We start from the raw sequence: 23,748 nt of genomic DNA, 5'->3' as shown, positions 1-23,748 counted from the left end.
GCGGGTGCGGATGACGGGGTCGGGCGAGGGTGCTGGACTCCGAACGGGTGCGGGAGGGATCCAGTCGATGACTCCAGTCGCGTGCGCCTCGATCTCGTCGAGCCGGGCAATCATCGCGGTGAACAACTCTCCGTGACCGTGCTCTTCAAAGCGTGATTGCAGTGGCGCAAGGATGCTTCGGTATTCGGCAACGGCAGTTCGGCTCAACGGGTTGTCGATGAAAACCCGGCGGCCGTGCTCATCGGTAGCGGTGAAAACATCGTCTGGATCGCCACTCGCGGTCAGAGCGCTGAGAAGTCCGAGCAGGAGAGCTTGCGGGCCCGGTTCCGGTGACGCGGGCGCGCCCAAAACATAGGCGACCAGTTCGAAGAGCTCCTCAGCGTCGGCGGCGTAGCTGTCGTTCTCCGGCCGATGCATTACTTCGGCAGGCGGCTGCCGCATTTCGAACCACGCCGTATCCCCGTCCGCCCGCGACTCGACACCCCAGGTCGCGGTTGCCGGGTCGAGGGTCCGCACCCAGGTCTGTGCCGTCATGATCTCCGCGGACAATGCGCCAGGGCTCGCCAGTTCGATCCGGATACCATCGTCGAGCACAGTGACGGTGAGCCGCCGGTCGGCGACCGTGCCCGATTCCATCATTTCCAAGAGACGCTGGGTGGCGACGGAGGCGGCCTCGATCTGTGCCGCACTGAGTCCGGGGGCGGCACGCAGTCTTTCCGCAACATTGGCCAGGACCACCGCGCGCGCCCAGATGGACCACCGCTGGCCCCGGACGAGCACCTCGTACGGAGCGGACGACTCCGGATCAGCGATCGGGCCGGAATCGGTCACCTCTGCGATGGCCTTCGAGGTTTCCCGCTCGAGCGCGGCATAGGTCCGGTTTCGAATGGTCCTGATATCCAGCGCCGAGGCGGCTTCCGCCGCAGTCTCCCCCTTCAGATAACGGTGGGTAGCAATGAGTCCCCGTACCGTCGACAGTTCGGGCAAGGTACGGCGGATGACGGCGAGACTCGCCCCCGCGACCGCGGTCACATCGTGGTCGTTGCGCGTCAATGGTTCCCGTAGCTCGGCCCGTGCCCGGCCGACCTGATCCGCTCGGTGCGCACGGACACCGTAGAGCCCCTGGATCGTCAGCAGATCCGCTATCTCGCTCCCTGCCTGGTCCGCGATCGCGATCACCGGAAGAGCGCCCGCGGCCCGCACGAGTTCGGCCACCGAATCCGGGGTCGCGCTGTCGACGACCAGCAGTGTGGCGCCTGACTTACGCGTTCGAGTCAGGATCTCTCGTTTGCTCATCCCCTCACTGACGCGCACAACGAGACCGCGAGCGAGATTCGGCGCCAGCGCGTCGGCGGCCTTGACGACGCGGGGATCGTCGCTCTCCAACCGGATCTTCAGCTCATGCCGGTTCACCACGGCCAGCACCGATTTCACCATCTCGGTCGCACCGCCGGGCCCGGCCGAGACAGCCACAACCAGCGTGGCGCCACTGCCTGCCACTGCCCTCGCCGCACGCTCCAGCGAGGACAGCGTGGACGGGCCGACCTGCACAACATATTCGGCGGGCTGCGACTCGCTCTCCAACGCCGCATCAGCCAGGCGAAGCGATTCGATCGGCCCGGCGACCGCGGCGGGAGCGGACGCGACCCGTGACGGCATGGAGTCCACCGCCGCTTCGACTACCCGTTCAGGATTCATGGTCTCGAAGCCCGACACACCCATCGCCATCAACCGGCGGATCTCGGCCACATCCGGTTCGGAATCGAACCGCACCTGCACCGGAAGCCCCTTGGCCGCAAACAGTGTCGCTGTGCGGGACTGCTCGTGGGTCACCGACAGCGCGGACACCCCGGCCGCGCTGGCAGTGGCCACGGCATCCTCGCCGGCCTCCGGCCCGAAAATCGCGATCACGTCGACACCGTCCGGAGCGTTCTTCCATACCCGCTCATCGAGACTCGACACCTGATACCGCACACCGGAATCCGACACCGCATCCTCCAGCGCGCCAACGAAATCGGCGATCTCACCATCCCGCCAGGAGCTTTCGGTATCGAGACGCACATCCAAAACCACCGGATACGCAGCACCCGCCACCTGCGCGGCCACCTCCGACAACAGCGTCACCTCGACACCGTCAGCCCTCAGTTCGTCGAGCGATTTTCCACGCACCCACTCCGCGACGGACGTGGCATCAGGCACGCCAGCAGGCGCACACACCGAAACCACCTTCCCGTCGGAGGTGATCATCACCGGCACGCGCACTGTCGGCGCTCCCGAGGCCAGGGCATGCCGCAGACCTTCGGCGCCGCGGTCCGCCAGGGCCATGACGTCGTAGCGGCCCGCTCGAATCGAAATGTCCTGCGCGACGGGGCCGATGAGTTGGACACTCGCGGCGGTGGCGTCGGCGGCGTCCAAAACATCGGAGTCGGCGGAAGTTTTGTCCCCGGCGGGCGGTTCGGCGGCGACCTCGACAACTGAGACATCAGCATCCAGCTCTGACTCCGAATTACCATCTTCCGGAATGTCTTCGGAACTCGTGGACCGCGCAGCACCGGAGGGCCGACGGGATTGCGGATGCTGCGATCCGATCGGCGCTGCCTCCCGCTGATCCGGCCGGTCAGTGTGGCGGCCCCAATTATGGTCTGAATGCCCGAAATTCCACAGTTCGCCCGCGGCGTCGCGCCACAAGCCGCTCCGGTCGGTCATCAGCGGCACCCTGCGAACGAAGCCCGCTTCATCGGCTTGCGCCGCTACATCGTCGAACTGGAAGGAATGCGGCGCCGACAACGCATCGGTATCGGGGTACCAGAACTGCAGCTGCTGACGAGTGCGCCGAGGGAGGTTACTTTCAGCCAGCTGGGCCAGGGCCTCGAATGCGATGCCGCGCTGCGTCGATTCGGTGCTGCCGGGCGGGACAACGACCACAAGTGTCCGCTTCCCGTCCAGGGATATGAACGCAGCATGCTTGGAGACGAACTCCACATCGCTGTCACCGTATTGGCTGGTCAGGGCCCGCAGGTCGGCGGACCCGTCCGGCGATGCCGGAGCGCTACCGGTTTCCCTTCTGGACCCGGCTCCGCGAGCTGCAGCCGCGGCCGGCTTGTCGACAGCGGCCACGTGTGCCGCGACCGTGTCCGGATCCCAGGATTCGTCGTAGCACAGCCCGACGGCACCATATTCGATCAAGGCGCGGGCACGTGCGGCGGATGGCGGATCGACAGCCAACACTGCCACCCCACGTTTGCGGATCAGCTGCACACTCTTCCGGTCCCATTCCTCGCCCACGATGTCGAACAGCGATGAATACAACGCTGATGTGATGCCCATACGTCGCAGGTTCGGTCTGCCGGGACTACCGACCAAACAATTTCGATCGGAATACAACCCGTCCGTGCCCAACACCACATCCATTTGGGGGAGAGACTTTTTCGCTCGACGGGCGATGTCGGCGTGCGAAACGACCAACCCGCCCGCGACCCCGGAGCGTCGCAGCATTGCCATGGTCATGTCGGGATCCCACCGAAGGTCGCCGACCGGTCGAACCAACACCTCGACGTCGCGTTCCTTCGCCATGCGCAAGACATGGGCTAGTGGGATCGCATCAATGTCGAGCAGTGTCATGTTCGGCCGCTGTCCCTCGGCGGCGAGCACAGGCACCCCGTCGATTCGTGAGACGTCGACGATGACGGTATGCGCACCGGATTCCAGCGCCGCGGCCAGATCCTCGGTTGTGCGGCCACGGAAGGAACGCAGCAGACGCATGCTCGCGTTCTCGAAACGTCGCGACTTCGGACGTGGCTGTGGCAGTTGCGGTTCCGGCACCGGATGGTGCTGCGGAATCAGCCCCAGCGCCGCGACCCGTGCGGCGTCGGAGGGTTGACCGATGCCAGTGACCACCACCGGCACATCAACCACCATCAAAAGGTCGGCGCTCACATCGGCTAGGTCGACGGACACCATGGTGGCGTGGGCGAGGGCTCGGCGGTTGGGCTTTCCGCCAGGGGGAACGACGAGGATACGATCGGCGTCCGGATCCACCGCCTGCGCGGCAGCGAGCACGTGCCGGCTACCGCTCACCCACTGGTGCGGCGGCAGCGTCTTCGCATCGACGGCGGTCACCAGAGACCGCACCTGCCGAGCCGAGAGGCCATCCGAGTCGACTTCCAGCCTCAGCACGTCGCCCCCGATGGATTCCGCCACGTGTGGCAGCGCGAGGGATATCGGAATCGGCGTTGGTGAATCCGGTACGGCCGCCACAATCCGGCCGTCATCGGCGTAGTAGAAGCGGAGCGCGGCGCTGGGTTCCGAGTCGGGGACGCGACCGGAGGTCAGGTCACTCATGCGGTCCGGTAATGCGGTGCTCACTCCGAGAATGCCGCGGTCGCGCATTTTCTGGGCATGTGCGGGGCTGAGGACTTCGCCCTCCACGACGACCGGCAGCGACCGGAAGGGCCGGGGTCCGGGATCCTCGGAGATGTTGCGGCCCAGCCAATGCGCGCGAGAGGTCGCCCGACGCACGATGTCGCGCGTGGCTCCCTCGACGGACAAGACGATCATGGTCGCGCCCATGTCGCGCAGTTCGTCGAGCTCGCGGTCGGAGATGTATTCCTCCGACGTCATCACCGCGGCGATGCCCGCGGTAATCCGCTTGTCACGCGCCAATGCCCGGATGGTTCGGGAATCCCGCCTGGGATCCAGCTCGAACCGATACGGTGCGGCGCCGGGCCGAGCCATCACCGCGGCACACGTCAGGAACTTCGTCAGCGCCGGCTTCGGTGCGCGCCCTCCCCGACCGGAAACCCGCAGCGCCAATCCCACTGCTTTGCCGGCCGTCAGCCTTTCCAATTCGGCCAGCGGCATAGCGGGGCCGCCGCCGATGTGCGCGGTCATCGGAACATCGCGGTCCCACCACAGCTCGACGCCGAGCACATTCGCACCTGCGGCGACCGCCTCGTCCACGGCGTCAGGAGTGACCTCGGTGAGGTCTTTTCGGATCTCGAATTCTGCGAGCCGCCCGGTCGCACGGTCCTCCGGTTCGAGGGAACCGATTGTCGGCACGGCACTGGGCGTTCCGATTCCGGACGCCGCGACGATCGAATCCGCGGCGTCAAAAGGAGCCACTACCGCGGCGTCCTCCGCCGCGATCACGTCCGCACCAAGGTCGACCGCCCGGCGGACGATCGGATGCGCGGCGGCAAAGCGCGCCACTACCGCGGCGTCCTCCGCCGCGATCACGTCCGCACCGAGATCGATCGCCCGGCGCGCCTGATCCTCGGTGACCACCCCGAAGAACGCGACCTGAGTATCGGCATCCTGATGGGCGGAAGTCAGCGCCGCGGTGTCGAGGTGGGCTGCGTGCGCGTGGATCATGTACACCCGAGGCGCGTCCGGCGCTACCTCCGTCGCCGCCTCGAGTGCGGGCCAATCCGCACTCGCGAAACCGAATCGGACTCCGCTCCCGTGCATCGCCGCGACGCACTCCGACATCATCCATCGGGCATGTTCCCGCACCGCATCATCGCCGTCAGCGAGGAATCCCGGGCGCACGATGAGGGTTTTCCCCTCGATCGCGGCGCGCCGCGCAACCTCCGTCAAGAGCGCCGACGTGTCGGCTTCGCCGCCCCACACACGCACCTTGCCGTACTCGTCGATGACCGCCACGACGATAACTGTGTCGGCTGCTTTGGAGAGGAGCTGCCGCTCCCAGTCCCCGTCTGCTCCGACCATGCCCCATACCGGCACCGCCTGCATCTCACGCGGCTGCGACGAGGGGTCCTCCCCACCGCTTCCTGCCGAATCGGCTGGCCCGGTGGCTCGGGGAGTTTCAGCCGGGGCCACTCCATCGTCAACAGGCCCACCATCGCGCCCCCAAGAACCGCCCACCTCACCAGGCCCAGCCGGACCACGCATCGGACGGAACCGCCCCTTGCTCGGCCGCCCGAACGGTGACGGGCCGCCGCCGTGCCGCCCCGGCACAACCACATCACCTGGACCACGCCACAAACCCTGAGAGTCCTTGATACAGAGAACACCGTTCTGAACCCGAACCGCCAAAGCCTGACGACCACCAGCCGAAGCACCCCCACCCACCGTCGTCACCGAAGGCTCGAAATCAGTTCCCAGATAACGGACGTCAACCTTCATGCCGCGCTCCACCGCGCGCATCATCTCCGGATCCCCGCCCAGCACCTCCCGCAGCCACGACCGCAGATCCTGCTCGGTTTCCGCCGGCACCCCAACAATCACCAACCGACGAATCCCCGCGCTGTCGGTCGCGATCCCCATCCGCGCGTTCACGGGCTCACCACCCGCATTGCGCAGCACCTGTTGGAGATGGTCCGCGAAGCGCTGAAGCACGGCGACGCGCACCTGGTCCGGCGTCAGCAATCCGTCGAACAGGTCCCGATCGAGAGTGAACCAGTTCTCTTGGCGGCTTCCGACAAAGCCCTCGCCGTCGGGAATCCACACCCCGCGCAGCGGACCGTAGGTGGTCGACACCTCGACCAGCGTCTGCGCCGCCACCCGCAGCGACGCCTGGTCCAAGCGCTCGTCGCCGAATCCGACAGCGCGGATTCCGTAGTGGCGCAACAACTCATCGGCATCGATAGCCGCTCGCTCCAACGCGACGACGCTGATCGTGGAATCCGTGGACGCGCCGCGGCAGTAGTAGACATCGATACCGGCAAAAACCAGCTCGCGCAGCTCCTGGTCGGAGGCCAACAGGTACTGCAGGCGACTCGGATGGCCGATCAACACCAGCCGGGGCTCACCATCGTCGGTGTGCACGATGCCGAGTTCAGCGGAACCATGCCAAGGCTCGATATCGTCGGCGTCGAAGGTGGTCGACCCAATGACCGACGGCGAATCACCTTCCTCGCCAACAGCACTCGCGTCCATCTCCCCGAAACCATCGCCGGCCGAATCCGATCCGAACGCCAGCGCGAGGTAGTCATCCTCGCCCTCGGAATCCTCGCCGTCGAACATTCCGATAAAGCCCGCGCCGGAATCGGCCGCCCCAGACTCCGTCGGAGCTGGCTCGACAAGCGGTTCCGACGCGTCTGGGTCGTCATCGATGTCGAACTCGCACCACAGATCCCAGCCACCTAGGTCGGGGTCCGCATCCCATCCGGAACGGTCCGCCAGTTCGGCCGCAAGCAGACCGAGGAAGTCCACATGCCCCTCAGTGCGCCCAGCCCCCGCCAGGGTGACCCGCAACTGTCCGCCGACATGCTGGACCGTCAGCTCACCGTGCCTTTCTTTGTCAGGGCCAGGCCGCGGCAACCCTTGTGTCAGTAACTCCTCAACCAGGATCCGCAACGATTCGTACCGACGGTCGTCCTGCTCCACGCCGGACATCGCCAGCGCCTCAGCAACGACAGCGGAGACTGCGACAACATCCTCACCAGCCCGAATAGTGAGCGAGTAATCGTGCCCATCCGCACTGCGCCTCAATGTCACCTGCCACGACAACGCGGGTTCCGGCATAACTTCGTCGAGCATGTTCGACGATGTATCGACTTCCGGGCCTGCCTCGTCGCGCCCTAGCTCGATCCTGTCGGCCGCTTCCGTCGCCGGATCGCCGGGCACATTCGATGGTGTATCAACATTCGGGCCTGGCTCGTGATGCGCCTCGTAGCGCCCCAGCTCGATCCCGTCGGCCATTACCGTCGCATGATCTCCGGTGTGGTTCATAACCAGCTCCGGGGGGCTGCCGCCCTCCTTGCGGAGTGTCTGCTGCGCTTTGTACAGGGGTCCGGACAACTTCTGGCGGTCCAGATCGCTCACTCCGAACAGCAGTGGGCTCGCGAGCAATACATCCACCAGCAAGATCAAACTGTCGGCATCTCCACCGATCCACCCGCTGTCCCAACTCACCGACAACGCCGGCGTGCTGTCATCGGAGGACTCGCTATCGTCGAAGCGCAGGGTCACCGATGGGCCCTGGTCGACCTGCACACGGATCACGCGGCCCGTCGCGTCGCTGGGGGAACTGGAGTCGAGAACACTGACGACCGCGGACCCACCACTCACAGACATCAGCACACCCATGACCACGGCTCGAGCCGCCCCGATCTCGCGCGGCGTCAGCCCCCATCCGGTCAGTGCGGTCGCCATCGGCCCGCCCGCCGCCGCGTCGCCGAACTGGGCTACCAACAGGCTCTGTTCGCCACTACCCTGCCCATCCAGACGCTCGAACGATTTCGACGCGGCGAGCAACTCCGTGAGCAGCTCGTACTGCTCACGGAGGGCACGCATCTCGGCACTCGGCACCACTGTGGAACCGCTGTTCAATGCCGAGATGACCCGTTCTCGTATCTCCGATATCTGCTCCGCGTCCAGTACCGACGAATCCGAATCGGCGGCCCCAGGGGCCACCGGGTTCTGGCCGTCGAGGTGCGCGTGACAACGCCATGGTGCCTCCTCCCCACCGTCGACGTTGAGCTCGATGGCGACGTGATCGGGCAGGTTGCCGGACGGGCTGGTCACATCGCGGTCGGTGTGCGAAAGACGTACCACCGCTTGGCCGTTGCGCGGCGCGGTAGCCAATTGTGCCCTGAGGTAAATCAGGGCGTCTTGGATGTCCGCGTCGGCGAGAATTCCGCGCAACTGTTGCTCCACGAGCGCCATAGGGCGGGTGTAGGCGTCCTCGTCGCCCGCGTACACCTTCAGTTCGAAATCCGGGTGCCGCCCGTAGACACCTCCACCGGCCGCGACCAGCTCGTCGCGCAGAACCTGCTTACCGCTATTGACGGCGGACTCGAAGTCCAACGGCACCGAGGAGTATTCGACCGTCATCATCTCGTACGAGGCAAATGCTTCTGCGAATGCCTGCGGAAGATCGACGTTGCCTTCGGCGTCTACCACGTCGCGGCCGAACTGTTCGCGCAGCCAGTTCGTCAAACCTTGTTCGGTACCACCGTCACTCAGATTTCGCGCCGCCAGTGCCGCCCTCGCCCGCACCATGGCACGCTCCCCGGCCGCGCTGTACGCGACAGCCCCGAGAATTCTGCACATAACGAAGTCACCGATACTGGCGGTTGCCAGATACGGCAACTGGTCGCGGTTCCAAATCAGGCTGATACTGCCGTCAGCCTTCCGAACCGGCCAGACGAATGCGGCTGGGTCCAGATCGGGACGGTGACGCCGCCGGAACCGGCGCATCAGATCGTCGTATGTGGTGGCCTCGAGCTCCGTGATATTGATCCACGGATACTTTTGTTTCGTGTTCGTCAACCGACGAACGAGTGCCGTGCACAGAGCCTGCTCCGCGGGATCGTCGTCGCGGAATCCCCACGCCGGCAGCTCGCCGTCGGCCTCCGGCATCGCGGCGTGGGCTGTGATACTCGGCAAGAAGGCGGCCGCGAGGTGGTGCAGGAAGCCTGCGGTGAATTCCGACAGGAACGGGAACCGGCGATCCCGCACCCCTTCCTGGTCCGGGCCGCCTTGTTCCGGAACAACATTCGTGTCCTGCCGGCCTGGAGCCTCGGCGGATTCGGAACCTGTCTGTTCCGCATTGTCCCGAAGCGCACGCTGAGCAGACGAATCCGATCCGGCCTCGACCGCCGCCGTGCCGTCCGCTGGCCGATTGCCGCCGGCATCGGAGGCGGCTCGCAGAGGTAAGGTGTGGCGCACCTTGCCGTCAGGTTCGACGACGTGGATGTGCAGTTCACGGCCGTTCTCTCCCTCCTCGACATAGGCGACGAGCTCGCTATCCGGGGCGGCGCCCTCGAGGGCACTGCTGAGGTTCCGTATCACCGTCGCTGCGACCATGGCGCCGAACGGGTCTGCAGCGTCCGGGTCGCCGAACCGTCCCGCGACCAACCACTTCCGGAGTTGCTCTACGGCGGCGGTGGCATCAGCGGGCAGGCGAACGCCGAACCAGCCGCTCTCCCCCAGCGGGTCCGGAAGGCACTCGAACCGCAGTTCACCATCGTCGGGGAACTCCTGGGTTATCGCGGGGGAGTCGAGACTCAGGTGCCGTGTCGTCACCATCCGGATGTCACTGTGGGCGAGCCGACCCCGGCGCTGTTCCCAGCGCTGCGCGGCCCGCTGGCGATCGTCGTCGGGGATGCCGGACAGCGTTTCCGTGGAGAGATATCCACCCACCGTGTCGAATCCCACCGTATCACCTTGTGCCACAGTCGATTCCACGCGCAGAATGCCCGAGGATCCGGCGGGAGACGACACCACGAGCCGGGCCGGGTCGCCGGAGTGCTGTCCGGCGTCGCGTAGCTCGACCCGCAGCCCGCCACCAGGAGTGACCATGGCCTGGATCCGGCCGCCGCGGTGCGCCGCCGCCTGCTCGACGAGACGCGCCACTCGTGGCGAGAACGCATAGCCGCACCGGGTAAGCCACTCGGTCAACCGGGCCGGGCTCGAGCCGGCTTCCAGTTCGTCGGTGAAGCCGTCGGCAATCGGATCCATGGGCAGATCGTCGTAACCACGGCAGGTACCGTCATCCTCCCGGATGAATACCCGGTTGCCGTCGACGATGACCGCGGCCGTGCCGGTCCGGATGGGCTCACCGCCCGCAGCCTGCCAGTACTCCAGCCGGACACTGGGCAACAGCATGCCCGGCCGGGCCTGCGCCCGCACCTGGTCGGCGACCCGCGGGTTGTGCACCAGTGCCGCAATGGCGGCGCGGCGCAGATCTGCGGGCGAATCACCTTCCACGCCAGAAACAATCAGCCGCGCAGGCTCGCCTCCTGAACGCGGCAGAAACGCTGCTCGAGACGACAACGCTTCGGCCGTCCCGGCGGCGACTCCGTCACGAATCGCCCGCCGTGCCGCAGTGCGGTCGACCGCGTCCAACATCGACTGCATGCCACGGCGCCAGGTGAAGTCATTGTCTTCCAGGTACTGCCGGACCGCCAGCATGCGTTCCCGCGCACCCGACAGATCCTGCGCTAGTTCGGCGACCTTGCGCGCCCACCGCACGGGATCCGGCTTCTCGGTGAAGCCCTGCTCCACCAGAAGTGTGCGCCGAACCTCCTCGGACAGGCCGAGGTCGTCGACCAGTACCCCGAACCCGGAGGTATCCGTCGTCAGCACGATTCCGCCGCCCACGGCAAGCGCTTTGGCGCCCGCCAGGCCGACACCTTCAGCGCCGCCGGGCATCACGACGAAGTGCGCGCCCCGATAGTCGGCGTTGAGCGCGGCCTCGTCCTGGGTGAAAGGCCGGTACTCGATGTCGACGTCCGGACCGACCAACGCGGTCAGCCGCTCCCGGAGCTTGCTCTCCTCGTCGCCTGGCAGCGCGCCACGCAGTACCAGCTTGGCATCGATGCCCTGCTCGTTCAGCAGCTTGACGGCCTGGGCCATCTCGGCGGCGCCCTTCTGCTCATCCAGCACCCGCCCGGACAGCAGAATCACCAGCGGGCCGTCCGCCGGAGCGGTCCACACCGGTTCGGGGAAGGTGAATCCGGGAGTTACTTCGATGACTTCGCCGCCGCCCTCGGCATCGGCGTCCAATCGCGTCGCGGTGTCACGCAGCACCGGCCCGAATCCCGCCCTGATGTCGGGGGTGAGCGCCGCCTCCCATGCGTCATGGGTTTCGGCTGTCTCGACCTCGTCGGGTTTGCTCCAGACCTTCCCGACCGCGATCCAGTCGCCGTGTACGAACTGCACGAATGTCATGTCGGGATGCATCTCGTGCATCCGCTGCGCCGCCGGGTCGTAGGCATGTGCCACTACGAGCGATACCCCGGGAGGCAGATTGCGCGAATCGAATCTTTGCTGCTCCCAATAGCGCAGGCGCGGACTGTACTCGCTCGGGCCATGTACGGTCAGGCCCTCGTCATTGTCGAGGTAGGGCAAACTGCTGACGAGGAAGACCTCGTATCCGGCGGCCTCGAGCTCCTGGCACACCCTCCGGTTCACCGTGGAAACCCCGCTGTTGTCGAGCAGGCCGTACACCAGAGCGCGTCGTGGCCCGTCCGGGTTGACGGTCAATGCGGACCAGTCATCCGACTCGTCCAGCACCTGGCCGCCGACGGTCCCGCTCCGCCGGGCCCGCAATTCCTGGGTGACATAGTGATGGCCGAACATCTCGATCTGTGGCATCAGGGGCAGGCCCGGCAGGTGGGTCTGGATCACGTCGTCCAGGTCGCGTTGCAGTCGCAGCCCCGCCGCGGTATCGGGGCCGGCCGCCTCGCGGCCGAACCGCACGATCAGCGCCGTTCGCCGCACGGGAAGTTTCAAAGCCCGCTGCTCCATGTGGTTGGCGGCCACGGCCAGAGTCGGCTCCAGCATCCGGATCGGCATGCCGGAGAACGCCATCGCCTCGACGACGTCGGCCTCTAGTTGACCTGTCGGACCGAATACGCCGATGACGACCGTCACCTCCCCGCTCTTCGGATCGACCCGCCATATCCGCATTTCCGGCTTACCGGGCAATTCAGCGATCCAGGCACCGGCACTGCCCAGAGCAAGCTGCAGTTCCGGCAGATCCAGCGGGTCTGCCGTACTCGGCTGGTCCTCGGGCCAGGCGCGTTCAAGGGTGTCGGCATCGGCGCGGGCCTGTTCGACGATCTGTTGGTAGGCCAGGTCCCGGTGCCGGGCTGGAATGCGCTCGAGCCGGTCCACCGCACCGGGGTCCGCAGCCAAATACGCGGTCTGCTCGGCCGGGGTCAGCGAACGCCAGGCGTAGCCCATCGCATCGGCCCGATGGCGTGCGTACTGCGGCTCGGCCGCTGCCGGATCGACGCCGTGCACCCGGAGATAGTGTGCCTCCGCGGCAGCGAACGTCGCGGCGGCACCGACGGCGGCCGTGTCCGTGCCCGCTGTGTTTGTGCCCCAGGGGATTGCCGCTTCGGACGGTGTGGGACCTGCCCCCCACATCCCGGGACGCCCTTCGTTCACTGTGAAATCGACCGATGCGCCGCGATCACCACCACGCCACTGCCAGTCCTGCTGCGTAGCAATCAGGTACCCGCCGCGGCCTGCCACCCGGTCAGCGGCGGACCGGTACTCCGGTGCGAGCGGGGAATCTCCGTCGTAGAAGACCGTGACATTGAACTTCCTGCGGGGCCGCCCGGAAGCCGTGCCGGTGAGGGTCCCCCGCACCCGCAGCCGTACCGGCCCGCCCCCGCCGTCCTGCAACGCATTCCAGACCAGCTCCCGCGTTGACGCATGCGTCTCGGACAGCTTTCCACCCGCATCACGCCACCCGAACTCGTTCATCTTTTCGATGACGAAATCCGCTGCGGCACTGGCCTTCTCCCAGTACTCGTCTGGACTGACGTCGTCGAGAACGATCTCTCTGGCGGCATTCGGTTGTCTCGGGCCGTGTTCAGCGGCCCGCGCGGTCTCCGGGTCGGGCGGCAACGCCGGGCCGATCCCCTGCCCCGCGATCAGCAGTTCGTCGGTCAGCGGCAGACCATCGTTGGTACCGGGTACACGGCCCCTGTCGATCCGCGCCTCGCCGGAGGCCATCGCGGCATCGACTGTCCCTTCTCCCGCAGCGAAGTCACCATGGCCACCGGACTGGTCCGCCGACCCTGCGGCAGGCTCAGCCGCACGGGCGGCGCGCAAAGCCTGTACTGCCCGGACGAGTTCGTCGCCCGCGCGACTGTGCTCCTCAGCCAGCGCGGCGAGCTGATCACGGACAGCCGCATCCGGCTGCGTCACATCGAGCCCGCGCACCGCATCGGCCAGGCGGCGGGGGTGCAGGTCCGTGGGGTCCATCCAGAAGGACAGCTCCGCGACCAGCGCACGGACCTTGTCGGACACCGCCCCGAACCGTCGCTCCGCCTCGGCGTACCGCGCCGCCTCTGGTGCACGCTCTGCACGGTCGGAGTCGTTCGGGCGGATCTTGTCGTCCACCCGGGCGGCACGATAGCGGATGTCCAAGTCCGCCTTCTTCAGCAGGCTCGCCGCCTTGCGCAGAGCTTCAGGCATGGGCATGTCGATCTGCTCGCCCCGCTGGTTGAGTGTCTCGTCGATGCGCTCGGGTGTCAGTTCGGTCGAGTCCACCTCGACCGGCAGCTGCTCGATCAGCCTCTTGACGGCGGCGACCGCCTTATCGCGTCGGCTGACCGCCTCCGACAACGCTTTCGTCGTCTCCGACAGCGACGTCTCGACGGTCGGCTCGTCCGCCGCGAGTAGATCGAGCAGATGCGCCTCGGACGCTTGATGGTTCAAAGCCAAGTGACGGTGATCGTCGTCATCCGACGCCTGCCCCAATATGTCGCGTGCGTTCAGATGCGCCCGTACCGCCTCCGCGAGGTCACCCTCCGCGCTCGGCAATATCGACTCCAGGTGCCGGACGCGGTCGACCGCCTCCGGGTACTTCTCGAGGAACTCATCCAGCTGGTCCGCCAGCTGATCTTCAGCCGCCGACAGCTCGTCCTGGTCTTCCAACTCCTCGAGCCGCGCCTTGACCGCGGACAAACGGCCCTCGGGTCGTGTGTCGGTCCGCAAATCGTCGGGAAGGTCCCTCCACCTGCGTTCACGGCCGGAAACCTCGGCGGCATACAGCTGGGCCATCGCCTGACCCATCTCGACAGCCGACTCCTCGGCGTCCTGCGAACGCTCCGCGACGGGATGCGCGGCGAGCACTGTCCGCGCACGCTCGGTGTAGTGGTTGAGCCTCCACGCCACGACCCGCAGCAGCGGTGCGAGCGCGATCAATTTCTCGCGCTTGTCCGGGTCGCGCTCCTGCAACAAATCCTGATAGACACGATCGGGATTGGTCAACCACAACTGCGGATTCACGTCCTCGATGTGGGCCTTCACATCGCGATGCCCGACCAGCGCGACGGCGTAGGCGCGCACCGTCTCATCCACATTCGCATCCGACCGCGCGCCTCGCTCGTCCAGCAGCCGCGCGAACAGCCCCGCCTCCGCGTCGGCCATGCGGTACTTGGCCGCGGCCGCGGCCAAGTCGCCGGGCAGTCCCCCGGCTGCCGCGCCGGTGAGCTCGCGAACCGTCGCGTCGATCCGGTCGGCGCTCAGGTCCCGATCGTCCACCCACCGACCCAGGTCTCCGATCGCCTCGCGGATCGCGTCGGTGTACTCAACGACCTGTTTGTCCGCCGACCACAACGCCCACAACACATCCGGAGACACCGCCACCCACTCCGCCGACCGCATCCGCTCGGCCAGCGCCTCGAGTTCGGCGACGCGCCGTTCGTAGTAGGCAACCTCCATCGCCGTCTTCCGGTCTGCACGAACCAGATCCTCGGTGCCCAACCACCGCTGCGCCGCCGATTCGGGACGCTCATGCCGCAAACCATCGAGAACCTCGAGATCCACGCCCTCGGATTCGAGGCTGTCTCGCACCGTCCGATGGGCCTGACGGGCAGCCTCGGCACGGTCAGCGGCTTCGACACGCGCCTGCTCTATCTCCGCGAGCAGCTCGGTGTGCCGGTCAACGCCTCGGACCCGCGCGGCTACAACCGAACCGTCTGCGCGGTAAGTGATTCCGCTCGGTGTCGATACGTTGACTTCGCCATCGACGATACGAACCTCCGCACGTGACGAAGTCACGTCACCGGATTCTGTAACCCATTCGAAGTCTGCGAAAGCACTGTCCCCCAGCATGTTACGCACCTGTGGGTCAGTACAGCTGTTGACTACCGATGCCAGCCGTATCGCCAGCTGCGCCTCGGATTCGCTGTCGGTACCGAGCACGACGAACCGGCGCACCCCTGATGTCTTTATACCGACGTGCGAGGAAAGCCCTTCGACACCACCGTGGGCACCCAACTCTCTGCGATGTCGATCGAGTTGCGGCTGGGCTTGGTATCCGTCGCTCAGCTCTGGTGGCCGCACCTCGCGGCCATGCGCAATCTGCGCGTTCTCAACTAGCGCCTCATGGAGTGCCACCGCAGGTTCGGATGCGGCCACACCGAATGCCTTTACGTCCACACCCGCCTCGGCCGGAGCCTCCACTTTATTCACATCACCAAGCGAGACATTGCTGTCGGGATCATCGCGGTAGTAGAAGCTGTAACCGGGAAGCTGGCGTGCCCATGCAATAAATCCGACGAAGCCGAACTGTGGGTGTTCTTCGGCCAGTTCGGCGTACCGATCCAGCAATATGCGATCGGCATTGTTCATCGTGCGCAGCTCTCCCGCGAAATCGAGCGCGTGGAACAGTTCGTGCACGATAGTAAAATAGTAGGGACGCAATTGGTACGCGGGTCCCTTGAGGAGCAAATTTGATGGATCGGCCATGAGTTCGTGGAGTACTTGGCTGTTCGTGGCTACCCTACGACTCAACACTATTCTGTTGCCGGAGTCTTCCGGCCTGAAATATGCCGCTTCTTCCGCGTCCTCGATAGCGATCTCGGCGAGGTCGATGCGGGGATACTCGGTGAGCATGTCATGCACGGCTCGCGCATATTCCCGCACGACCTCGATATCGATACCCGGGCCATAGAATCCGGTAACTAGAAGATTGTGCTCGTTTCGCAACCAGTCTGCGATTTCTGTCACAGATCCAGCATCCAGGATCGCAATGCCGTCCGACGGCAGTGGCACAGATACGTCCGCAGCTACTTCCGGGTCGGTCCGTCTGCGGACAATGCCGAATGTCGCACTCGCTTCAGCCAGTAACAGACCGTGAACCAGACGTGCCGGCTCGGAGGCACTGGCCCCGAGGCGCTCCACTTGCTCGAACGCCAGCTGTACGGCTCGTTTGCTGTCGAAATCACCGCTGTCGTCGATAACGCTCGCGTCGATTTGGCGGACCCATGAATCGAATCCGCCGCCCGAATCAAGGTGCCATTCCGAAAATCGCCGCAGCAACAACAACTCCGCGCGTCGACGTACCGTTACGCCTGCGAACGAATCCAACGACCACCCAAAAGCCTTGACGGTATCCCAATAGATCGATTCGGCCGTGTCTTGACCGGTTGCCGTGGCGTGTGCGATCCCGATGTACTCGGTATATCCGAGATTTCCTCTACCGCCGGATATTCCGGACATCGCACCCACGTGCATACCAGGAAGCAGCTCGTCTACGACCCGCACCGACCGTACCTCGACACCCGGATACCGGGTGAGCATGTCATCTACTGCACGGGCGAACTCCCGCATCACCACAATGCTCAGGTCCGGCGCATCGAATCCAATGACGTCCACTCCGTGCCGCGCAGACAGGTACTGCGCGATATCCGAAATCGTTCCATTCTCCAAGACAGCACGATCCTGCCCAGCCGATACACGGTCCGGGACCAGATGGTCGGTGTCAGCGATAACGTGCTGTTCCTCGGGCTCATACCCACGGTTGCGCGGCTCACCCAGCCCTTCGAGCCGGAAGCGCACAACCCCGGCAGCCTGCTCCATGCATACGCGTACTCGTGCTGAGGCACCGGCGCTGTCCGCGTCGGCCAGAGCGTGCAGCAACCATTCACGTGCATCGTCTCGCTGGTTGTCCAGCAACTCCAACCCGGACAGCACCTGGTCGGCGAATTGCTCGTTGTCGAGGTGGCCTCGGGTCCGGGAACTCCGTGCAAGTTTCCTGTTATCCGAAGCCACCAGCTCGATGTTCGGTGCCTCACGGAACTCGAACCAGACCGTATTGCCATCGGATCGGCGGTCGACGCCCCACATATCGGCGATGCGGTCCATGGCGATTCGGCCGTCGCTCCACTCGACCTCCTCATCGGCCTCGATCCACAACGGCAGCTCCGGTTCGCTGTCGGAGACCTCGACACGAATCACCCGGGCGCCCGGCGCCCCCTGTTCCGTGACAGTCACCAGCGCATCAGGTCCGGCCTGCCGCACCGCCACGCCCGCAAGCTCGCGCAGCAGTCCCATGCTCGGCGGGTCTGTTACGAGCCAGTTCCGCATAGTCTGTCGGACCCGGTGGCGGATATCGTTGTCGAGCTGGCGAGCGACATCACCATCGCCGTCGGGTTGACTACGCTCGGACTCATAGCGCTTCTCGGCGGCATCGATCACCAACCGATGCAGTATCCGCTCGCCAGCGGTGGCCGATTCCGGGCCGCAAAGCTCGACGACGGCAAACGCTTCCGCGACGGCTTCATGAAGGTTCAGAGTGCCGTCCTTGTGGAAGCTGTACTCGCTGAATTGGGTGCGCAGCCAGTGCTGATACCAGATTTCATCGTCGAATCCATATGTGGCACGGAAGTATTCGCGCAGTTCGGCTTCGGCATCCACCCACGCGCCGTGCCCGCCCGCGTAGTCCACGGCGTGGCCGAGCTCATGGAAGATGAACGAATACAGCAGACGCTCAGCGGGCATTGCACTGAACCCGTTTTCGATGTTTTGCGCCATCATCATCTGCTCGAGCTGCGGCAGATCGAACGCGAACTCCTGATTGAAGATCAGCGCACTTGTGTAGCGAAGCTCCCCGTCGACATATCCGCGCTTGGCCCGCGCATAGGTGCGTTCAAGAATCTGACCTGTGCTGCTCATGGATTCGAGAAGCTTGTCGATACGGATCTCAGGAAGATCGATCCAGGGATATTTGGTGAAGATGTGGTCAATCGCGCGCGCGAACTCGCGAGCCAGGTCGATGTCGATCGCAGGGTTGTCGAAGACAACCGACACTGGGCGCAAGTGCCCCCTACGCTCTCGCAGCCTCTCCTCAAGTGCCGCAGCGACCTGCTGTGGAGTTTCGCACTGTGCTGCCCAGTCATCGGCGACAGATCTGCGGTGCTCGGCGCTGAGTAACGGCACGGTCGACACCCCGCCCGAGGCACTACTATCTCCGGACAGCGCCTGCGCCAGAACCGCTGACCGCGGCCGAACCTCATTCCGGTAGACCTCGAGCGCCTTGCCTGCGACCAGTGCGTGCAGTTGCTTTGTGGAGTCTCGCTGATTCAGAGTCTGCGACTCGACGGCAGCGAAGGCGTTGGCCGCAGCGCCGTACCAGTCCTGGTCACCAAAATTCAACTGAGACCAGGCGATCCACGCCGATTCCTCCCGATCTGGGTGGATCGCGATCGTACGCTCGAATGTCGCTGCAAACAGCGCTTCCATGGCCTCCCGAGCCTGCGCATCGATAAGAGGCCGGCCGAGCTTCTGGTCTATGGTGGCCATCAGCGCGAAACCGAGTTCGCGCATCGTTGACTGGTACACCGGTCGATCACTGACATCCGGCAGCATCGCAATTGCGGCCTGCCGGACATCACTCGATGCCGACCGGCCGTTGAGAACGATCGATGTCGCGGAAGCCGGCGCACCCCAAACCGGCTCCGAGACAACAAATCCCCGATCCGCCGCAAGGTCCCTGACATGCACCTCGCGGAGGTCGATCTCGGGATACTTCGTGAGGATATGGTCGATCGCTCGACCGAACTCACGAACTGTCTCGACATCGACCTCCGTGCCGCGGAACTCGTCGACCGCGACCGCAATGCCGGGGTGCCTGCGTTGCAGCTCCTCCGCGACTTCCACTGCCGTGCCGCACCGAGCCGCCCAATCGGCGGCGTCGGGTGGACTGTCGGGGGTTTCGGGCGCAACGTCAGTGGTATCCCGGTTGGCAGACTCTCCCCGGCGGGGGTTCTTCCCGGACGAGGCAAAGTGCTCGTCGAACACCGAATCCCCCATGGCGGCGAAGTCGTCCCGCAGCGGACCGGACTGCGAGCCCGGCGGCCGCGGCGCTTCGGTGTATACGGCCCGGTCCGAACCGTCCGCCCGGCCGACCGTCAGTACCCGTGAGCCGGGTTTCCCGCTGATCCGCACCACCACGTCGCGGTAGTCGCGATACAGCCCCTCGGCATGCCGTTGCGCCACGCTGAGCAGGGCGGGGTTGCCCTGCCACCCACCGGCCAGACTCTCGACGGCGACCGGCACCCGGTCGTCCAGTCCGCCACCGTTCCACCGGTACTCGCGAACCACATGATCCGGATTCGCTGCCGAGAATTCCAGCCGTCCCGACCACGGCGTATCTTCGTCACGATTCCGATTCTCGACAACCTCGAAGACGGCGACCCGCGCGTCCGCCGGTCCGGATACCTCCATCGACACCGTGAAGTTGGATCCGGTCAACCGGCCGCCGATCAGCTCATCCAGCATCGCCGACATCGCATCGATGTCGCCCGGCGACCACACCCCGCGACCATCGGCCAGCGCCCACAGCCGCAGCTGTCGCTGCACGTCCTCCAGCGCGGCCCGGAACGGCGCCACCGTCCACCGGACGCGCAACCGATCGTCGGATGCGCTGGCTTCCAACGTCACCCATGCCGATTCCAGGGTTCCGATCTCGACCAGGGCGCGCCCGTCCTCGGACACTGCCTTCGTCAGCGAGGGATTCACCCCATCGCCCGAGACCGCATCGTCGATGGTCGACTTGCCAACCTCGGCAAGGTCCTCGGAAAGGATGGCCGACAACGTGGACGCTGCCGACGCGGTGTCCGACTCGCCGTTGAAGCGAGCATTGGCAGACACCGCTTGCGATTGATATGCGCCGACACCGTCACGATCCTCGACGGCCGAACGAGCGTGCGAATCTCCCGATCTCCGGCGCACGACCCACGACGGATCGATGGTGCCGTCGGCTTTGCGGGTGAGGTAGGTAGCGATGCCGGCGGTAGAAACGCGGTGCAATCTTCCGGTTAGGCGTGGGCTCACCGAGTGTTTGGCGGTCCACACATCGCCGGTGCCGCCGACCGTCTGCATGACAGCGACGAAAGCATCCGCTTCGAGCTCCGACTTGCAACCCCACAGCATCAGCTGCGAAGGATCGGCGGCCATGGCCGAGGAGAATTCGTGGTCGATGGCCGTCAGCAAGCCCAGCTCCCGGCCTCCGACCATGAGCTTCTTGCGGAACCCGAACGGGGTCACCACCTCGATGTCGAATCCTCGGTCCCCGCCATGAGCGCTGACGATCTTCATGGGTTGTCCGGTCCAGGGCGCACGCACCGGCGTACCCGCCGACGGTCGGGACGTTGGGTCGAAGTCGCTGCTCGGATTGATCGGTGTATAGACGAGATGGTCTTCACGGACATCCATTCCAGCCCACTTGTGGGCCAGCTTCTCGTCCTTGGCCTGACTCGGGAACGCGATGCCGAAGTAGTGCCCGTCACCGTCGATCATCGGCGTGCTGACCACCCAGTTCGCCCGGAACGGCCACGGCACACCGTGCTCGTCGCGCCCCCACAGCCACGGGACCTTCCCGTTCTTCGATGCTTCGATGACCGCGCGAGCCGCAGAATCGGCATCCGGCGCCAACCGCACGTCGGCATGCGGATCGCCCGGCGCAAGCTGTTGCTCGAACCAGATACTGTCGCGGTTACGGCTGAAATCCGCCCGGTATGACCGACTGCGCAGCAACTCACCCAGATCCGGACCCAACGCCGGCTCCCCGAAGATCGCGGACACGTGCAGCGTCGGCGCGCCATCCACGTCGTGAACCCGCACCTCGACCGTCACCGGCGGCATCGACTGTGTCGCAACCAGATCCGCCAGCAGATCCGCGGCCGCGACGATGCGATCAGCGTTCGTTCCGGCCGGCAGCAGCGGCTCGAAATGCCGCGCGAACCATGCGCGGACCCCGTCGTAGTCCTGCCACGGCACGTCACCACCGCCCGGGACACGATGCCATTTCGGCGGATCGAACTCATCCGTCTCCGGCTCACGGTCGTAGCGACCGCGCTGGTATAGCGCCTGCTCCGATTCGTCGGCAAATTCGTCGGCAAATTCGTCGGCGTGTTCGTCGGTACGAATGTAGGGCCGCAGCGCCCGACCACCGATAGCCGCCGCGGCCCCCGCCTCGACAGCGGCCTTCCTGTGCTCTCCCGCCCCCGCGTCGTCGGCGGTGGGCACACTATCCCCGCCGGAACCCCAGTTACCGCTCGACTCTTGGTTTGCCCACCACTCTTCGAGTTCCCGCTCTACAGCGTAGAGCGTCTCCAGGTCACGGCGTTCGAGCATGTTCTCGAGGACCTCGTCAAAGACATGGCCCTCACTCCACACGCCTCTTCGGTCCGTCCCGAGGCGACTGACCGCTGCCGTTTCACCGAAGACGCCCTCGGTGCCGTATACCTCCTCGGTATATGAGCCGATGTCGTGGCCGCTGCTCGTGCGAATCTGCTGGCGGACCAACTCGGCGAACGTCACTGCTCCTGCGAGAGGCCGGAACCGTTCCGCCAATTCCCGGTCTAGCCAGTCGTCGTAATGCATACCGTCTGAGGGCGGCTGCAGGCTGTACGCGGGCGCCCCCCGCCAGGCGTGATCGACAGCCGCAGCCAACGCCCGTGCTACCGCATCGCTGTCGCCCTCCAGATCTCTGTCGATACTGATAACTCGGGTTCCGTCGGGATAGACGCGAGCAGTACTGGCCCCGGACGGACCGTACTCGATCTGCCACGGCACCTCCTCCCGCGGAAATGCTCCCGTGTCCACCAGCAGTTCACCGACCCGAAGCGCAAACGTCGGCGAATCATTGACCAGGGTGTCAACATCCTCGCCCAGACCGGTTTCCACCCATTCCGAATCGTCGACAGAGTGATCGTCGACAACGTCGGAATCGGGTGTGTCCTCAGCGACCTGGTCCTCTGCCGTCGAAATCCCAAACACGCCAGCGGCTGCGGCGGCCACTGCCGCTGTACCGCGCAGCACCTTGCGTCGATTCAGGCCGGAATCAGCTTCGCCGCCTTCGGTATTCGCCGTCCCCCGGGACACCGGCCCGCTGTCCGTAGACTCCACGCCCACGTCATCGGAAGTGACGGAAATGCTGATCTCTGTCTCCCAGCCGTCGTCGTTGCCGGGGAGATCTACTTGATCCGAGCGACCGTCGCTACCGGTGGAATCCGCGATATCCGCGACGGACGCCGAAGCCCCCGCCCCACCATTCTGGGTCGTGAGGTCGCCGATGCGCGCGCGGTAGTGGGCAGCATCCATCGCCGCCTTGCGGGCCTTGCTGACCAGCGCTACCAAGGTCGAGTACTGCGGGCTGCCAGGATCGAGCACCGACGCGGCCGCAGCCGCAGCCGTATCGAATCGCTCATGGTGGAGAACATCGACATCCACGTCCATCCCGGCGATCTCCGCGCCCACCTCGTCCTGGGTCTCGATCGCCGCGTCGTAGCGAGTGCGTGCTTCCGTACTAACCCTGCTGATCCCCGCGTGCAGCTGAACCCGACGAACGTCGTCCAATGCCGTGTACACAGCCGCCAATCGGGTATTCAAATTCCCCCACAGCGCATCCACCGATTCACTCGCCTCGTCGAGTGTGTCGAAGTCCTTGCGCAGCTGCACGACAGCATCCAGTTCATGCTCCGCCGTAGCCAATGTCGCCAGACCCGCATCCGACTCGGGACCGGCACCCAACTCACCCTCGACCTCACCCCGCAGCGTGGCGATACGCTCCCGCAAGGCCGCCACCTCACGGTCCACCAATCGCCGCCACGCCCGATCACGGTCGACTCGGCTGTCCTCCTGGCCTCGGTCGCGGTGGTGGTCACCATTGGTTCGCGTCATAACCAGCTCAGCGGGACGTCCGTCGATCGCACGCCGACTACCGATCTGCTGTTCATTCGGCGGCGCCACCGCGTCGTCTGCGGGTTCGACGTCGTCGGAGGGCGCGCTCTCGGGGTCTTCGCCTCCGGCCCCTGCCACAGCGGCCGCGAGCGGTGCCGCCACCGGCCCGGTATCGGACGGTCCGGTCCCGGGCTCGGCTCCGGATTCGGCCAGATAGTCTCCACCGGGAGGCGACGCGGTGAGGGGCCGGCCTTCCCAGAGCCGCTCGAGCCTCTCGTACAGCTGGGACACATACTGCGATGCATGCGGGTCTGCGACCATGGCATCCAGTACCAGGGTGCGACCCTCCTC

1 protein-coding gene (only partly in view) is annotated in these 23,748 nt (G+C 65.5%); it reads right to left on the bottom strand.

All 23,748 nt of this window come from inside a single coding sequence — locus OHB12_RS02500, inositol monophosphatase family protein, on the bottom strand. Of the gene's 85,926 coding nucleotides, 29,403 precede the window and 32,775 follow it; the stretch shown corresponds to coding positions 29,404-53,151 — codons 9,802 (complete) to 17,717 (complete); the first complete codon in reading order (the gene reads right to left) occupies positions 23,746-23,748. Both the start codon and the stop codon lie outside the window.

The organism is Nocardia sp. NBC_01730 (assembly GCF_035920445.1).
Classification (GTDB): Bacteria; Actinomycetota; Actinomycetes; order Mycobacteriales; family Mycobacteriaceae; genus Nocardia.
Note: the sequence above shows the minus strand (reverse complement) of the source record. Positions and strands in the feature narration are given on the sequence as shown.